A 14,910-nucleotide genomic window follows, 5' to 3' on the forward strand; every position below is an offset into this window, starting at 1 on the left:
CGTCGTTTCGGGGACCCGGATGCGCCCATGCCGGCCGATCCCGCCGGAGCCCGGCCCGGGGGCTTGTGCTCAGTGGAACACGTTCCTAGCATCACCGGTGTTACATCAGTTGTGTCACACAGCCGCACACCAGGCACACCAGGCATACCAAGCACACCGCAGACGCTGGGGGCTCGATGGCAGTGACAGGGAACGGGACCGGGGCGGCGCGCGGCGACGGCCCGCTCGCCGGCGTGCGCGTCGTCGAGCTGGCCGGCATCGGCCCGGGGCCGTTCGCCGCCATGCTCCTCGCCGACCTGGGGGCGGACGTCGTGCGGGTGGACCGGCCCGGCGGTGGCGGGCTCGCGGTCGATCCGGCCCACGACATCACCAACCGCGGCAAGCGCTCCGTCCTTCTCGACCTCAAGTCCGCCGACGGACCCGCCCGGGTCCTGGACCTCGTCGAGCGGGCCGACGTCCTCATCGAGGGCTTCCGCCCCGGCGTCGCCGAACGGCTCGGCGTCGGCCCGGCCGACTGTCACGCCCGCAACCCGCGCCTCGTCTACGGACGGATGACCGGCTGGGGCCAAGAGGGCCCGCTCGCACACACCGCGGGCCACGACATCGCCTACATCGCCGTCACCGGCGCCCTCGGCATGATCGGCAACCCCGGCGAGCCCCCGGCGGTCCCGGCCAACCTGGTCGGGGACTACGCGGGCGGCTCGCTCTACCTGGTGATCGGCGTCCTCGCCGCCCTGCAGCACGCCCGGGCCACCGGCACCGGCCAGGTCGTCGACGCGGCCATCGTCGACGGCACCGCCCACCTCACCGCCATGATCCACGGCATGATGGCGGCGGGCGGCTGGCAGGACCGGCGCGGCGCCAACCTCCTCGACGGCGGCTGCCCGTTCTACGGCACCTACGAGACCTCCGACGGCGGGTACATGGCCGTCGGCGCGCTGGAGCAGCAGTTCTACGACACCTTCACCGAACTCCTCGGCATCGCCGACCGGGCTCCGGCCCGCAAGGACATCGCCCGCTGGGGCGAACTGCGCGAGGCCGTCGCCGCCCGCTTCCGTACCCGTACGCGCGAGGAGTGGACGGCGGTCTTCGAGGGGAGCGACGCCTGCGTGGCGCCCGTGCTCTCGCTGCGCGAGGCCCCCGGCCACCCCCACCTCGCCGCCCGGGGGACCTTCACCGACGTCGGCGGGACCGTGCAGCCCGCCCCCGCGCCGCGGTTCTCGGCGACCCCGGCCGCCGTCACCGGCGGACCGGCCCTGCCGGGTGCGCACACCCAGTCGGTGGCCGCCGACTGGGACGTACCGGCCCTGCTGCCGAAAGAGGCCTGATGGAACTGTCGATGATGCTGGACTACGCGGGCGACCCGCGGCGGGCCGCCGACGGGGCGGCCGCGCTGGAGTCCGCCGGCCTCGACGCCGTCTGGGTGGCCGAGGCCTGGGGCTTCGACTCCCCGACGATCATGGGTTACCTCGCCGCCCGCACCGAGCGGCTGAGGATCGGCTCGGCGATCATGAACGTCTACTCCCGCACCCCCGGCCTCATCGCGCAGACGGCCGCCGGACTGGACGCCCTCTCCGGCGGCCGGGCGCTGCTCGGCCTCGGCGCCTCCGGACCGCAGGTCGTCGAGGGCTGGCACGGGAAGCCGTACGACAGGCCCCTCGGCCGGACCCGGGAGACGGTCGAGCTGTGCCGGCGCATCTGGCGCCGGGAGACGATCGACCACCACGGCATCACCGACATGCCGCTGCCCCCGGAGAAGGGCGGCCGGCACGGCAAGCCGCTGAAGATCCTGACCCGGCCGGTACGCGACACCATTCCCGTCTACATCGCCTCGCTCGGCCCGGCGAACGTGCGGCTGACCGCCGAGATCGCGGACGGCTGGCTGCCCACGCTGTTCATCCCGGAGAAGGCCGCTGCCGTGTGGGGCGGCCCGCTTGCCGAGGGGGCGGCCAAGCGCCCGCCCGAGCTCGGTCCGCTCCACACCGTCGCGGGCGGCCTGCTCGCGATCGGCGAGGACGCGGCCGCCGTACGGGAACGCGCCCGGCCGCAGATCGCCCTGTACGTGGGCGGCATGGGCGCGGTCGGCAAGAACTTCTACAACGACCTCGCCGTCGCCTACGGCTACGGGGACGCGGCCCGCCGGATCCAGGAGCTCTACCTCGCCGGCCGCACGCGCGACGCGGCGGCCGCCGTCCCGGACGAGTTCTGCGAGCTGATGACCCTGTGCGGGCCCGAGGGGTACGTGCGCGAGCGTGTCGAGGCCTTCCGGGAGGCGGGGGTCACCATGCTCAACGTCACCCCCGTCGGCCCCGAGCCGGCCCGGCTGATCGAAACCGTCAAGAACTGGCTTTGAGGAGCCCTTCCGATGAAGCGCCTGATCTTCGACGCCGACCACGAGGCGTTCCGCGAGACCGTACGCACCTTCCTCGCCAAGGAGGTGCTGCCGCACTACGAGCAGTGGGAGAAGGACGGCATCGTCAGCCGCGAGGCCTGGCGGGCCGCCGGCCGCCAGGGCCTCCTCGGGCTCGCCGTCCCGGAGGAGTACGGGGGCGGCGGGAACACCGACTTCCGCTACGCCGCCGTGATCGCCGAGGAGTTCACCCGGGCGGGTGCGCCCGGACTCGCCATCGGCCTGCACAACGACATCGTCGGGCCGTACCTGACCTCGCTCGCCACCGAGGAGCAGAAGCGCCGCTGGCTGCCCGGCTTCTGTTCCGGCGAGACGGTCACCGCCATAGCGATGACCGAGCCGGGCGCGGGCTCCGACCTCCAGGGGATCCGGACCACGGCCGAGGACCGCGGAGACCACTGGGTGCTGAACGGCTCCAAGACCTTCATCTCCAACGGCATCCTCGCCGACCTGGTGATCGTGGTGGCGAGGACGACTCCCGAGGGCGGGGCGCACGGCCTGTCGCTGCTGGTCGTCGAGCGCGGCGCGGAGGGCTTCGAGCGCGGCCGCAACCTCGACAAGATCGGCCAGAAGGCGCAGGACACCGCCGAGCTGTTCTTCCACGACGTGCGCGTCCCGAAGGAGAACCTGCTCGGCGAACTGAACGGCGCCTTCGTCCACCTGATGACCAATCTCGCTCAGGAGCGGATGGGCATCGCCATGGCCGGGATCGCCGCCGCCGAGCACCTGCTGGAGATCACCACGCAGTACGTGAAGGAGCGCGAGGCCTTCGGGCGTCCGCTGTCCAAGCTCCAGCACATCCGGTTCGAGATCGCGGAGATGGCCACCGAGGTCGCCGTCACCCGGACCTTCCTCGACCGGTGCATCACCGACCACTCGAACGGCGAGCTGGACCACGTGCACGCCTCGATGGCCAAGTGGTGGGCGACCGAACTGCAGAAGCGCGTGGCGGACCGCTGCCTGCAACTCCACGGCGGCTACGGCTACATGACCGAGTACCGGGTGGCGCGGGCTTTCACCGACGGCCGGATCCAGACGATCTACGGCGGCACGACCGAGATCATGAAGGAGATCATCGGCCGCTCCCTCCTCAGCTGACCCCCCATCCCGCCCACAGCCCCGCCGAGGACCTTCCCAGGACCTTCCAGCACACCGAAAGGCTTGACCAGTGAGCACCGAAGCTTACGTATACGACGCGATCCGCACCCCGCGCGGCCGCGGCAAGGCCAATGGCTCCCTGCACGGCACCAAGCCGATCGACCTCGTCGTCGGACTCATCGACGCCCTGCGCGAGCGCAACCCCGGCCTCGACCCCGCCACCATCGACGACATCGTGCTCGGCGTCGTCGGCCCGGTCGGCGACCAGGGCTCCGACATCGCCCGTATCGCGGCCATCGCGGCCGGGCTCCCGGACACGGTGGCCGGCGTACAGGAGAACCGGTTCTGCGCCTCCGGCCTGGAGGCCGTCAACCTGGCCGCCGCGAAGGTCCGTTCGGGCTGGGAGGACCTGGTCCTGGCCGGCGGCGTGGAGTCCATGTCCCGCGTCCCGATGGCCTCGGACGGCGGCGCCTGGTTCGCCGACCCGATGACCAACTGGGACACCGGCTTCGTCCCGCAGGGCATCGGCGCCGACCTGATCGCCACCATCGAGGGCTTCTCCCGGCGCGACGTCGACGAGTACGCGGCCCTCTCCCAGGAGCGCGCCGCCGCCGCGATCAAGGACGGCCGCTTCGCGAAGTCCGTCGTCCCGGTCACCGACCGCAACGGCCTGGTCGTCCTGGACCACGACGAGTTCGTCCGCCCGGGGACCACCGCCGACACCCTCGCCAAGCTGAAGCCGTCCTTCGCGGACATCGGCGAGCTCGGCGGTTTCGATGCCGTCGCCCTGCAGAAGTACCACTGGATCGAGAAGATCGACCACGTCCACCACGCGGGCAACTCCTCCGGCATCGTCGACGGCGCCTCGCTCGTCGCGATCGGCTCCCGCGAGGCGGGGGAGCGCAACGGTCTCGCCCCGCGCGCCCGGATCGTCTCGGCGGCCGTCTCCGGCTCCGAGCCCACCATCATGCTCACCGGCCCCGCCCCGGCCACCCGCAAAGCCCTCGCCAAGGCCGGCCTCACCATCGACGACATCGACCTGGTCGAGATCAACGAGGCCTTCGCCGGCGTCGTCCTGCGCTTCGTCAAGGACATGGGCCTGTCCCTCGACAAGGTCAACGTCAACGGTGGCGCCATCGCGCTGGGCCACCCGCTCGGCGCCACCGGCGCGATGATCCTCGGCACGATCGTCGACGAGCTGGAGCGCCAGGACAAGCGCTACGGGCTCGTCACCCTCTGCGTCGGCGGCGGCATGGGCGTCGCCACCATCGTCGAACGCCTCTGAACCGTCCTGTATCCCCCGACCCCTCCGACACGGAAGTAGCGAACATGAGCGAGTCCACCACGATCCGCTGGGAACAGGACGAGACCGGCGTCGTCACCCTGGTCCTCGACGACCCGGGCCAGTCCGCCAACACGATGAACCAGGCCTTCAAGGACTCCATCGCGGCCGTCGCCGACCGCGCCGAGGCCGAGAAGGACTCCATCCGCGGCATCATCTACACCTCCGCCAAGAAGACCTTCTTCGCGGGCGGCGACCTCAAGGACATGATCCGGCTGCGCCCCGAGCACGCGCAGCTCGCCTTCGACACCGGCACCGAGATCAAGCGGTCCCTGCGCCGCATCGAGACCCTCGGCAAGCCGGTCGTCGCCGCCATCAACGGCGCCGCCCTGGGCGGCGGTTACGAGATCGCCCTCGCCTCGCACCACCGCGTCGCCCTCGACGTGCCCGGCTCCAAGATCGGCCTGCCCGAGGTCACCCTCGGCCTCCTCCCGGCGGGCGGCGGTGTCACCCGCACCGTACGCCTGATGGGCATCGCCGACGCCCTGCTCAAGGTGCTGCTCCAGGGCACCCAGTACACCCCGCAGCGCGCCCTGGACAACGGCCTGGTGCACGAACTGGCCGCCACGCCCGAGGAGATGCTGGCCAAGGCCCGCGCCTTCATCGACGCCCACCCCGAATCGCAGCAGCCCTGGGACGCGCCCGGCTACAAGATCCCCGGCGGCACCCCGTCCAGCCCGCGGTTCGCCGCGAACCTCCCGGCCTTCCCGGCCAACCTGAAGAAGCAGCTGAACGGTGCCCCGTACCCGGCGCCCCGCAACATCCTGGCCTGCGCCGTCGAGGGCTCCCAGGTGGACTTCGAGACCGCGCTGACCATCGAGGCCCGCTACTTCACCGAGCTGGTCACCGGACAGACCGCCAAGAACATGATCCAGGCGTTCTTCTTCGACCTCCAGGCCGTCAACGCCGGCCGCAGCCGCCCGCAGGGCGTCGAGCCGCGGCAGGTCCGCAAGGTCGCCGTCCTCGGCGCCGGCATGATGGGCGCCGGCATCGCCTACTCCTGCGCCCGCGCGGGCATCGAGGTGGTCCTCAAGGACGTCACCGCCGAGGCCGCCGCGAAGGGCAAGGCGTACTCCGAGAAGCTGCTCGACAAGGCGCTGGCCCGCGGCCGGACCACCGAGGAGGGGCGCGCGGAGCTGCTCGCCCGGATCACCCCGACCGCCGACGCGGCCGACCTCGCGGGCTGCGACGCCGTCATCGAGGCCGTCTTCGAGGACACCGCCCTCAAGCACAAGGTGTTCCAGGAGATCCAGGACGTCATCGCGCCCGACGCGCTGCTGTGCTCCAACACCTCGACCCTGCCCATCACCGGGCTCGCCGAGGGCGTGAAGCGGCCCGCCGACTTCATCGGACTGCACTTCTTCTCGCCCGTCGACAAGATGCCGCTCGTCGAGATCATCAAGGGGGCGCAGACCGGCGACGAGGCCATCGCCCGCGCCTTCGACCTGGTGCGCCAGATCAACAAGACCCCGATCGTGGTCAACGACTCGCGGGGTTTCTTCACCTCGCGCGTCATCGGCCAGTTCATCAACGAGGGCGTGGCGATGGTCGGGGAGGGCGTCGAGCCCGCCTCGATCGAACAGGCCGCCGCCCAGGCCGGCTACCCGGCCAAGGTCCTCTCCCTGATGGACGAGCTCACCCTGACCCTGCCGCGCAAGATCCGCAACGAGAGCCGCAAGGCCTTCGAGGCGGAGGGCCGGACGTGGACCGAGCACCCCGCCGACACCGTCATCGACCGGATGGTCGACGAGTTCGGCCGCCCCGGCCGCAGCGGTGGCGCCGGCTTCTACGAGTACGACGAGTCCGGCAGGCGCGCCGGCATCTGGCCGGGCCTGCGCGAGCACTTCGCCAAGCCGGGCCACGAGGTGCCCTTCGAGGACATGAAGGAGCGGATGCTCTTCTCCGAGGCCCTGGACACCGTCCGCTGCCTCGACGAGGGCGTCCTCACCTCGGTCGCCGACGCCAACATCGGCTCCATCATGGGCATCGGCTTCCCGGCCTGGACCGGCGGCGTGATCCAGTACATCAACGGCTACGAGGGCGGGCTCACCGGCTTCGTGGCCCGCGCCCGCGAACTCGCGGAGAAGTACGGCGAGCGGTTCACCCCGCCGGCCTCCCTCGTGGAGAAGGCCGAGCGCGGCGAGACCTACGCGGACTGATCCGGGTACGGACGCCCCCGGGCCCGCACGCCGGGCCCGGGGCGTCTGCGGGCCCGGGGCGCCCTGCGGTCAGCGCTCGGACGCGGCCAGGTGGGCGAACGGGCCGTGCTGCCGGGAGCCGTCCGGGGCGGACCAGTCGGCCAGCACCCGTCCCGTCGCGCCGTCACCCTCGGGAGCGGGCCCCGGACGGAGCACCCGGCACAGGGTCAGGGTCGACACCGGGCCCTCCTGCGCCATCGGGCCCACGGTGACGAGGCTCGCCTCGTCGGTGTCCGTCACGGTCCCGGGGCCGGTCAGGCCCTGCGGCACCCCGGACCCTTCGCTGCGGACCTCGACCGCCGGGTCGGGGGTGTCGCTCACGTTCTGGTCCTGGGCGGTCGTGAGGCCCGCCAGCAGGGCGAGCAACTGCTCGACCAGGACCACGTCGTGGGTCCCGTCGTAGATCCAGCGGCGGCCCAGCACACCGTGCTCGGAGGTGCCGATCAGGCCTTCGGCGGCGGACGCCAGCGGTACCCCTCGGTAGGTCATCGGGACCTGGTAGGTGACGGGGGAGTCCCCCGAGGTGTCGGTGACCACCATGAACTCGATGCCCACCTCGCCCTCGGGGTCGTCGAGCCGGAACCCGCCGGCCTTGGCGAGCACGGGCGCGTCCCCGCCCCGGTACCAGGGCCTCGACGGCAACCAGGCGGCGATCAGTTCGAGCTTGCCGGGCGACATGGTGGTGCGGTGAATGACTGCCATGATCCATAAACTACCCGGGCGGCGCGACCGGCGACCGGCGACCGGCGACCGCGCCCGGTCACCGGGGAGCGGCCGCGGGGTGTTCCCGGACGGCGATCCTGGCCGGTTTCGTGAGCATCATGCCGCTGCGCACGGCGGCGAGACGGTCCACCGGCAGCCCGTGCATGCGGGCAGACCCGAACGGCTGTCAGGGAGGGCTGTCACGCACGGCTGTCGCGCCCGGCTGTCAGGGGCGCCTGTCAGGGACGCCCGTCACGGACGCCGTCGGGCCGGTCCGGCGCCGGGCCCGGAGCCCTCACCCGGGCTCCGAGACGAAGGCCGCCCGCAGCTCCTCCCGCAGCGACCGCTGGAAGGCCGTCACCAGCGCCTGCACCACCATCGGCTGCATGTGCGCCGACAGCGCCTTCATCGACTCCACCCGCTCCGGGTCGCTCTCACCCTGCGTGAACGGTCCCCACACCTCGTCCCGGAACAGCGCCGTCAGCTCGTGCGCCGCCGACCGGGTGTGCTCCACCAGCACCTTGCGCGCCGCCAGGATCGTCTCGTGCGCGATCGGCACGTCGAGCAGCGCGACCCCCAGCCGCAGCAGTCCCACGTCCACCCGGTACCCGTCCCCCGAGGGGGCGAGCACGTTCATCGCCGTCAGCCGCCGCACGTCGGTGTCCGACAGGCTCCGGCCGGCCCGCCTCTCCAGTTCCTCCCGGGAGACCTCCTGGGCCGCGTCCGGCGCCCAACTGGCCACCATGGCCCGGTGGATGGCGAGATCGTGCGGGCTCAGGTCGTCGGGCAGCGCGTCCAGGTAGCGCTCGATGGCGGACAGGGTCATGCCCTGGTGCTGGAGCTCCTCGATCAGGGCCAGCCGCGACAGGTGCTCGGGCCCGTAGTGCCCCACCCGACGCGGACCGATCACGGGAGGGGGCAAAAGCCCGCGGGTGCTGTAGAACCGTACCGTGCGCACGGTGACGCCCGCCCGGGCCGCCAGCTCGTCGACGGTGAGCATCGGCTCGGGTGCCTGGTCGGCCATCGTCTGCGCCTCGCTCTCTGCTCCACAGCTTGGGTTCAACAGTATTGCTGTCGCACCAACGATGTGAAACGGCCAGGAGCTGCCCATGACCACGAACCTGCGACTGCCCGGACGACCCGAAGAGATCACCTTCTCCGCCCTGCTGGCCCGCAACGCCGCCGAGCACGGGCAGCTCCCCGCCCTCTCCTGGCGCGCCGGGCCCGACGCGGCCGGGTGGACGACGCTTTCCTGGAGCGAGGTCCGCCACAAGGTCGCCGTCCTCGCCGCCGGCTACGCGGCCCTCGGCGTCGAGCGGGGCGAGCACGTCCTGCTGATGATGGGCAACCGCCCCGAGCACTGGCTCAGCGACCTCGCCCTCTTCCACCTGGGCGCCGTGCCCGTCACCGTGTACGGGACCTCCGCGCCCGAGCAGATCGCGCACATCGCCCGCCACAGCCGGGCCCGGGTCGCCGTCGTCGAGGGCGCCCGCGAACTCGTCCGGTGGGAACCCCTGCTGGCCGCCGCCGACGTCCCCCTGGAGCGCCTCGTCGTCGCCGAGGCCGCCGAGGCCGGCCGGCACGGCACGTACGCGTCCCTCTACGCGAGCGGCGCCCGGCTCCACCGCGCCGACGCCTTCGAGAAGGCCTGGCAGGAGAGCCGGCCCGAGGACCCGCTCACCGTCGTCTACACCTCGGGCACCACCGGCGACCCCAAGGGCGTGCGCCTGACCCACCGCAACCTGATCCTCCAGGCGGTCCGCCTCGACCGGGGCGTGGACCTCCCCGAGCACGCCGAGCACATCTGCTACCTGCCCTTCGCGCACATCGCCGAGCGGGTCCTCGGCATCTACCTGCCCCTGCTGCGGGCCTCGCACGTCATGCTGTGCGCCGATCCCACCGCCGTCTCGGCGGCCGTCCGCGAACTGCGCCCGGTGCAGTTCTTCGGAGTGCCCCGGGTCTGGGAGAAGCTCGCCGCCTCCGTCCGTGCGGTGCTCGCACAGCTTCCCGAGGACCAGAGGAACGCCATAGAGGCCGCCAACGACCTCGCCCGCGCCCGTGCCGCCCACCACGAGCGGGGCGAAGAGGTGCCGGCCGAGCTCGAAGCCTCGTACGCCTCCGCCAAGGAGCGGACCCTGGACCCGCTGCTGCGCCTGGCGGGCATGGACCGGCTCGCCTGGACGGCCAGTGCCACCGCACCCATGCCCCTCGACGTCGTCCGCTTCTGGGCCGGCTGGGGCATCACGATCATGGACGCCTGGGGGCTCACCGAGACGGCCGGGGTGTGCACGCTCAACAGCGCCGACGGCTTCCGGCTGGGCTCGGTGGGCCGTCCGATCGAGGGGCTGGAGCTGAGGATCGCCGAGGACGGGGAGGTCCTCACCCGCGGTGCGACCGTCTTCGGCGGCTACCTGCGCCCGGACGGCTCGGTGGAGAGCGCCTGCGACCCGGAGGGCTGGTTCTCCACCGGGGACGTCGGCCGGATCGACGAGGACGGCTTCCTCTGGATCACCGACCGCAAGAAGGAACTGATCATCACGTCCAACGGGAAGAACGTCTCGCCGGCTCTGGTGGAGAACACGGTCAAGGAACACCCCCTGATCGGCCAGGCGCTGGTGCACGGCGACGGCCGTTCCTATCTCGTCGCCCTGCTCGTCCTGGACGCCGAGCTGGCCCCGGTCTGGGCGGCCGCCCGGGGCATCGAGGCCGCCTCGCTGGCCGCGCTCGCCGAACACCCCGCGGTCCGGGAGGAGATCGCACGCGCGGTCGAGGCGGCCAACGCGCGGCTCAACCGGACCGAGCAGATCAAGCGCTACCGGCTGCTCACCGAGGAATGGGGCCCCGAGACCGGAGAGCTCACGCCCTCCCTCAAGCTCCGCCGCCGGGTGATCCGCGACAAGTACGGCGCGCTGATCGACGGCCTGTACGAGGATCCGTACGACGCGGGGTGACCGCACGCCTCCGGCCGGCGGCACGCGGGTGACCCGCACGCCTCCGGCCGGGGGGCGGTGCCGCGCCCGCCGGCCGGCCGCCTGCCGGGTCAGCGCCCGATCAGCGGGTAGTGGTCGCTGAGGTTCGTGTAGGTGTAGGAGGTGCCCCAGCTGGAGACCGTCCAGGGCGCCGCCTCCTCCTTGACCACGTTGTTCTCCCAGCCCGCCGGACGGGCGTGGCCCTTGCGGTAGAGCACGTAGTCCAGGTCCTCGCGCGGGTCCGTCGGGTAGCGGTACTTCGCTATCGAGTTCAGCGCGGTGTCGAAGGAGTACGGGTGGCCCGTGCGCGAGTCCGAGTCGGCGAGGTCGGCGTTGGCGAGCATCGTCGCGTACTCGGGGGTGCGCGAGTCGACGTTGAGGTCGCCCGCCAGGATGACCTGCTCGTTCGCCGGGATGTTCTTGCCGTCCAGGAAGGCGTCCACGGCCCGGAACTGACGGGCGCGCATCTCCGCGGCCTCGCCCGCAGCGCAGCCCGGGTCGGTGGACTGCGCGTGCGTGCCGACCACGTGCACCTTGGTGCCGTTCACGTCGAGCACGACGTAGGCGAAGCCCTTGTTGGACCACCAGTCGGCGCCGCAGGCGTCCTTGTAGACGAACTGCTCCTTGCGGACGATCGGCCACTTGCTGAGGATCGTGACGCCGCCGTCCTCCGGGGTGGTGGAGGAGTAGGCGCCGCCCGTGGCGTCCCAGCCGGTCCTGCTGCGGCCGACGACCGGGGTCTGGTACGGGTACTGCGCGGCGGAGTTCGCCTTCAGCGCGTCCGAGGAGCTGTTGTCGAAGGCCTCCTGGAGCACGACCACGTCGTGGCCCCTGTAGAAGGAGGTCTTGGGGATCTCCGCGGCCCGGTGGTCCTGGCCCCAGTTCGGGTAGAGGTTCTTGCTCATCAGGAACACGTTGTACGACAGGACGCTGAGCCGCGGTGCGGCGGCGTTCTCCGCGGCCGTGGCGGCGGGAGCGGTGGTGGCTGCCAGGGCGCCTGCGGCGATCGCCGCGACGGCCGCGGCTGCGGCCCGGTGACGGCGGTGGGAGGTGTGCAGCATGAGGTCTCCATCATTCCTGCGCGGGAAGATCGGCCCCGTCATCCAAGCAGCCGCGGTTACCTCTGGGTAACACCCGTGCAGCCACTTTCTGTCCGGGCCGCGACGATCACGCTGCGAGCCCGTCGTCACTCCTCGGCAGGGGTCCAGGTGAAGCCGGCGAGACCCCCCGCGGCCTCCTCCCGGAGCGCCCGGCGACGGCGCCGCAGCACCAGGCGCAACACGACGACGATGCCCGCGGCGGCCGCGCAGACGAGGGCGGCGGTCACGGCGGCAACCGCGAGCACGGACGGCAGGAGGGCTTCCAGCCACGCCGAGGGAGACAGGTCCATCGCCGCAGCATGGCGTGCGGACCGGCCCGCCGGAAGGGCTTCGGCGCAGGTCATACTGGGAACCGGAAGAGATCGACGGCTTGGGGGCGCGCATGACCGGGAACGACCGACGGCCCGCGCGCGGGACACCGGGGACGTCGGCCGCCCGCACCGACCCCGCACCGCCGCCGCCCGGCGGGGTGCTGTGGACCATCGCCGGTGACGTCCGCGCGCTGCTCATGCTGCCCGCCGCTTTCACGATGCAGGTCGCGCACCCGGCCATCGCGGCCGGCGTCGACCAGTACTCCGTCTTCCGCACCGACCCCTGGGGCCGCGGCGAACGCTCCCTGCGCTCGGTCCAGCTGTGGGTGTACGGAGGGGAGGACGCCGCCGAGGAGGGCCGCCGGGTCCGCCGCCTGCACAAGGAAATCCAGGGCACCGACACCCGCGGCCGGCGCTACCACTCCCTCGACCCCGCCTGCTATGCGTGGGTCCACGCCACCGGCTTCCCGGTCTACCTGTACGCCGGGCGCTACCTGCTGCGCCGCTTCACCCCGGCGCAGGAGCAGCAGCTCTACCGCGAATGGCTCCAGGTCGGCCGGATCCTCGGCCTGCGCGACCGGGACATGCCGCAGACCATCGAGGAGTACTGGACGTACTGGGGCCGGATGCTGGCCGAGGAGATCGAGCCGACCGCGGTCGCCCGCGAGCTGGTCGCCACCGACGTGCCGCTGCCCCGGCCCGAGGGCGGGCCGCTCCCCGTACGGCTGCTGCTGCGGCTGACCTGGCCGGTGCTGCGGGCGGCGTTCCTGCGCCTGCGGGCCTTCGTCACCGCCGGGTACATGCCGCCCGAGGCGCGCGCCGCGATCGGGCTGGAGTGGAGCCCGGCGCAGGAGCGCCGGCTGCGCCGCTTCAGCACGGCCGTGCGGCTCCTCGTCCCGCTGCTGCCCGAACGGCTCCGCTACCTGCCGATCGCCCACCGGGCGCGGGCGCAGTGGCACGCGGGACGCCGCTGACGGCCCCCGTACCGCAGGCGGCCCCGCCGCGTGCGGTGGCCGCCTGCGGCGCGGACTCAGTGCCGGTGGCCGGGGCCGGAGCCGTGCCCGGTGCCGTGCCCGGTGTCGTGGACGGTGTTGGTCTCCGCGATCTTCTTCCAGGACTTCGGCTCGGCGGCGGGCTTGGCGGGGGCGGACTGCGCCGACCGGGCCGCCGGCTTCGCGGCCGCCGGGTTCAGCGCCGAGGCCTCGGGCTTGCCCGGGGTGTAGAGCCAGGTCTCGAACAGCTGGGCCAGGGGCTTGCCGGAGACCTTCTCGGCGTACCGGACGAAGTCCCCCACCTTGGCGTTGCCGTAGGCCCGCTCGGTCGGCCAGCCCTTGAGGATCCGGAAGAACTTCTCGTCGCCGATCTCGTTGCGCAGCGCCTGGAGGGCGATCGCGCCGCGGTCGTAGACGGCCCCGTGGAACTGGTTCTCCGGACCGGGATCACCCGGCTTGACCTGCCAGAAGGCGTCCTCCGCCGGACGCAGGGAGTAGGCCCAGTCGGCGAGCTCCTGCGCCGTGCCCTCACCCTCCTTCTCCGACCACAGCCACTGGCTGTAGCGGGCGAAGCCCTCGTTGATCCAGATGTCCTTCCAGCCCTCCACGGACACGCTGTCGCCGTACCACTGGTGCGCCAGCTCGTGCACGACCACCGAGACGTTCGCGCCGTTCTGGAACTGGCGCGGACCGTAGAACGGCCGCGTCTGGGTCTCCAGGGCGAAGCCGGCGTTCACGTTCGGCACGTAGCCGCCCAGCGCGTTGAAGGGGTACGGACCGAAGACCCCCTCCAGCCACTCGGTGACCTCGCCGGTCCGCTCCACGCTCGCACGCGCCGCGCCCGCGTTGTCGCCGAGGTCCTTGCTGTACGCGTTGACGATCGGCAGCCCGCTCGCCGTCCTGTCGGTGGTGATGTCGAACTTGCCGACGGCGAGGGTGGCCAGATAAGTGGCCTGCGGCTTGTTGGAGCGCCAGTTGTACCGAGTCCAGCCGAGCCGCGAAGTCTGCGACTGGAGCACGCCGTTGCTGATGGCCTGGGTACCGTCGGGCACGTTGACCGAGACGTCGAAGGTGGCCTTGTCCAGCGGGTGGTCGTTGCTCGGGAACCACCAGACGGCCGAGTCGGGCTCCTGCGCCGCCACGCCGCCGTCCGGGGTGCGGTGCCAGGACGTCCAGCCGTCGACCTTCAGCTCGGACGGCTTGCCGGCGTACGTGACGACGACGGTCAGCGGGGTGTTGCGCGCCAGCGGCTTCGCCGGGGTGACCTCCACCTCGTGCGCGCCGGACGTGGCGAACGTCGCCTTGGCGCCGTTGACGCGGATCTCACTGACCTTCAGGCCGAAGTCCAGGTTGAAACGGGACAGGTCCTGCTTGGCCGTGGCGATCAGGGTCGCGGTGCCCTCCAGCAGGTCCGTCGTCGGCTGGTACTTCAGGCGCAGGTCGTAGTGCGACACGTCGTATCCGCCGTTGCCGCTGGCCGGGTAGTAGGGATCGCCGATACCCGGGGCGCCCGGTCCGGAGCTCGCCGCAGACGCCGGGATCACCAGCAGGAGGGAAGCGGCGAGCACGCTCGGGACGATGACTTTGCGGTGCACGAATGGCTCCAAGTGGTAGGGGAGACAGCTCGGTTCGAGGTCGTGGCTCGACCGTATTCACCCCTGCCCCTCAGGTCATGTCCATGGCTCCCGCTGTCACACGATCGCCATTCGGCCGTCACGCGTCCGCGCGGGGAACGGTTCCGACCCGGCCGCGCGGGGGCCGCCCCCCCCCGCCGCACCCGCCCCGGCC

12 protein-coding genes are annotated in these 14,910 nt (G+C 72.2%); 7 read left to right on the plus strand and 5 right to left on the minus strand.

The features are described from left to right. Positions 1–176: 176 nt before the first annotated feature. From IH80_RS0132340 to IH80_RS0132360, 5 genes are all read left to right on the plus strand, one after another. Positions 177–1,328 carry a CaiB/BaiF CoA transferase family protein gene (locus tag IH80_RS0132340; protein ID WP_051810190.1) on the plus strand — a complete coding sequence of 384 codons (1,152 nt, stop codon included), beginning with the start codon at positions 177–179 and terminating at the stop codon, positions 1,326–1,328. Beyond that, positions 1,328–2,353, plus strand: coding sequence for an LLM class F420-dependent oxidoreductase (locus tag IH80_RS0132345; protein ID WP_030965211.1), 1,026 nt, complete (start codon positions 1,328–1,330; stop codon positions 2,351–2,353). Before IH80_RS0132340 ends, IH80_RS0132345 begins: the two co-directional genes overlap by 1 nt. 12 nt (positions 2,354–2,365) lie before the next feature. Next, positions 2,366–3,508 carry an acyl-CoA dehydrogenase family protein gene (locus tag IH80_RS0132350; RefSeq protein WP_030965212.1) on the plus strand — a complete coding sequence of 381 codons (1,143 nt, stop codon included), beginning with the start codon at positions 2,366–2,368 and terminating at the stop codon, positions 3,506–3,508. A gap of 70 nt (positions 3,509–3,578) precedes the next feature. Beyond that, positions 3,579–4,793, plus strand: a complete 1,215-nt coding sequence (locus IH80_RS0132355; RefSeq protein WP_030965214.1) for an acetyl-CoA C-acetyltransferase — start codon at positions 3,579–3,581, stop codon at positions 4,791–4,793. A 44-nt stretch (positions 4,794–4,837) separates the two neighbouring features. Beyond that, a complete protein-coding gene (locus IH80_RS0132360) occupies positions 4,838–7,009 on the plus strand; it encodes a 3-hydroxyacyl-CoA dehydrogenase NAD-binding domain-containing protein (protein ID WP_030965215.1) in 2,172 nt (723 codons plus the stop codon). 69 nt (positions 7,010–7,078) lie between these two features. Here IH80_RS0132360 and IH80_RS0132365 read toward each other — a convergent pair whose 3' ends face one another. Next, on the minus strand, positions 7,079–7,750 hold the full coding sequence (locus IH80_RS0132365) for a maltokinase N-terminal cap-like domain-containing protein (protein WP_030965216.1): 672 nt from the start codon (positions 7,748–7,750) through the stop codon (positions 7,079–7,081). A 295-nt stretch (positions 7,751–8,045) separates the two neighbouring features. Beyond that, positions 8,046–8,774 (minus strand): MerR family transcriptional regulator, encoded by a 729-nt coding sequence (locus IH80_RS0132375; RefSeq protein ID WP_030965218.1) that lies wholly within the window; start codon positions 8,772–8,774, stop codon positions 8,046–8,048. A gap of 85 nt (positions 8,775–8,859) precedes the next feature. Here IH80_RS0132375 and IH80_RS0132380 point away from each other — a divergent pair, with 85 nt between their 5' ends. Beyond that, positions 8,860–10,701, plus strand: coding sequence for an AMP-dependent synthetase/ligase (locus tag IH80_RS0132380; RefSeq protein WP_030965219.1), 1,842 nt, complete (start codon positions 8,860–8,862; stop codon positions 10,699–10,701). A gap of 89 nt (positions 10,702–10,790) precedes the next feature. Here the strand turns inward: IH80_RS0132380 and sph are convergent, their stop codons facing one another. Beyond that, on the minus strand, positions 10,791–11,780 hold the full coding sequence (sph, locus tag IH80_RS0132385) for a sphingomyelin phosphodiesterase (RefSeq protein WP_030965220.1): 990 nt from the start codon (positions 11,778–11,780) through the stop codon (positions 10,791–10,793). Positions 11,781–11,905: 125 nt separating this feature from the next. After that, a complete protein-coding gene (locus IH80_RS0132390) occupies positions 11,906–12,109 on the minus strand; it encodes a hypothetical protein (protein WP_030965222.1) in 204 nt (67 codons plus the stop codon). 92 nt (positions 12,110–12,201) lie between these two features. Here IH80_RS0132390 and IH80_RS0132395 point away from each other — a divergent pair, with 92 nt between their 5' ends. After that, positions 12,202–13,104: an oxygenase MpaB family protein gene (locus tag IH80_RS0132395; RefSeq protein WP_051810191.1), complete on the plus strand. Its 903-nt coding sequence runs from the start codon at positions 12,202–12,204 to the stop codon at positions 13,102–13,104. A 56-nt stretch (positions 13,105–13,160) separates the two neighbouring features. Here the strand turns inward: IH80_RS0132395 and IH80_RS0132400 are convergent, their stop codons facing one another. Next, a complete protein-coding gene (locus tag IH80_RS0132400) occupies positions 13,161–14,717 on the minus strand; it encodes a M1 family metallopeptidase (RefSeq protein ID WP_030965225.1) in 1,557 nt (518 codons plus the stop codon). Positions 14,718–14,910 lie beyond the last annotated feature (193 nt).

The organism is Streptomyces sp. NRRL S-378 (assembly GCF_000720645.1).
Taxonomy (GTDB): domain Bacteria; phylum Actinomycetota; class Actinomycetes; order Streptomycetales; family Streptomycetaceae; genus Streptomyces.

Coding starts and splice junctions, on each gene's coding strand:
- IH80_RS0132340 (WP_051810190.1), top strand. CDS start 177: ATGGCAGTGACAGGGAACGGGACCGGGGCGGCGCGCGGCGACGGCCCG.
- IH80_RS0132345 (WP_030965211.1), top strand. CDS start 1,328: ATGGAACTGTCGATGATGCTGGACTACGCGGGCGACCCGCGGCGGGCC.
- IH80_RS0132350 (WP_030965212.1), top strand. CDS start 2,366: ATGAAGCGCCTGATCTTCGACGCCGACCACGAGGCGTTCCGCGAGACC.
- IH80_RS0132360 (WP_030965215.1), top strand. CDS start 4,838: ATGAGCGAGTCCACCACGATCCGCTGGGAACAGGACGAGACCGGCGTC.
- IH80_RS0132365 (WP_030965216.1), bottom strand. CDS start 7,750: ATGGCAGTCATTCACCGCACCACCATGTCGCCCGGCAAGCTCGAACTG.
- IH80_RS0132375 (WP_030965218.1), bottom strand. CDS start 8,774: ATGGCCGACCAGGCACCCGAGCCGATGCTCACCGTCGACGAGCTGGCG.
- IH80_RS0132380 (WP_030965219.1), top strand. CDS start 8,860: ATGACCACGAACCTGCGACTGCCCGGACGACCCGAAGAGATCACCTTC.
- sph (WP_030965220.1), bottom strand. CDS start 11,780: ATGCTGCACACCTCCCACCGCCGTCACCGGGCCGCAGCCGCGGCCGTC.
- IH80_RS0132390 (WP_030965222.1), bottom strand. CDS start 12,109: ATGGACCTGTCTCCCTCGGCGTGGCTGGAAGCCCTCCTGCCGTCCGTG.
- IH80_RS0132395 (WP_051810191.1), top strand. CDS start 12,202: ATGACCGGGAACGACCGACGGCCCGCGCGCGGGACACCGGGGACGTCG.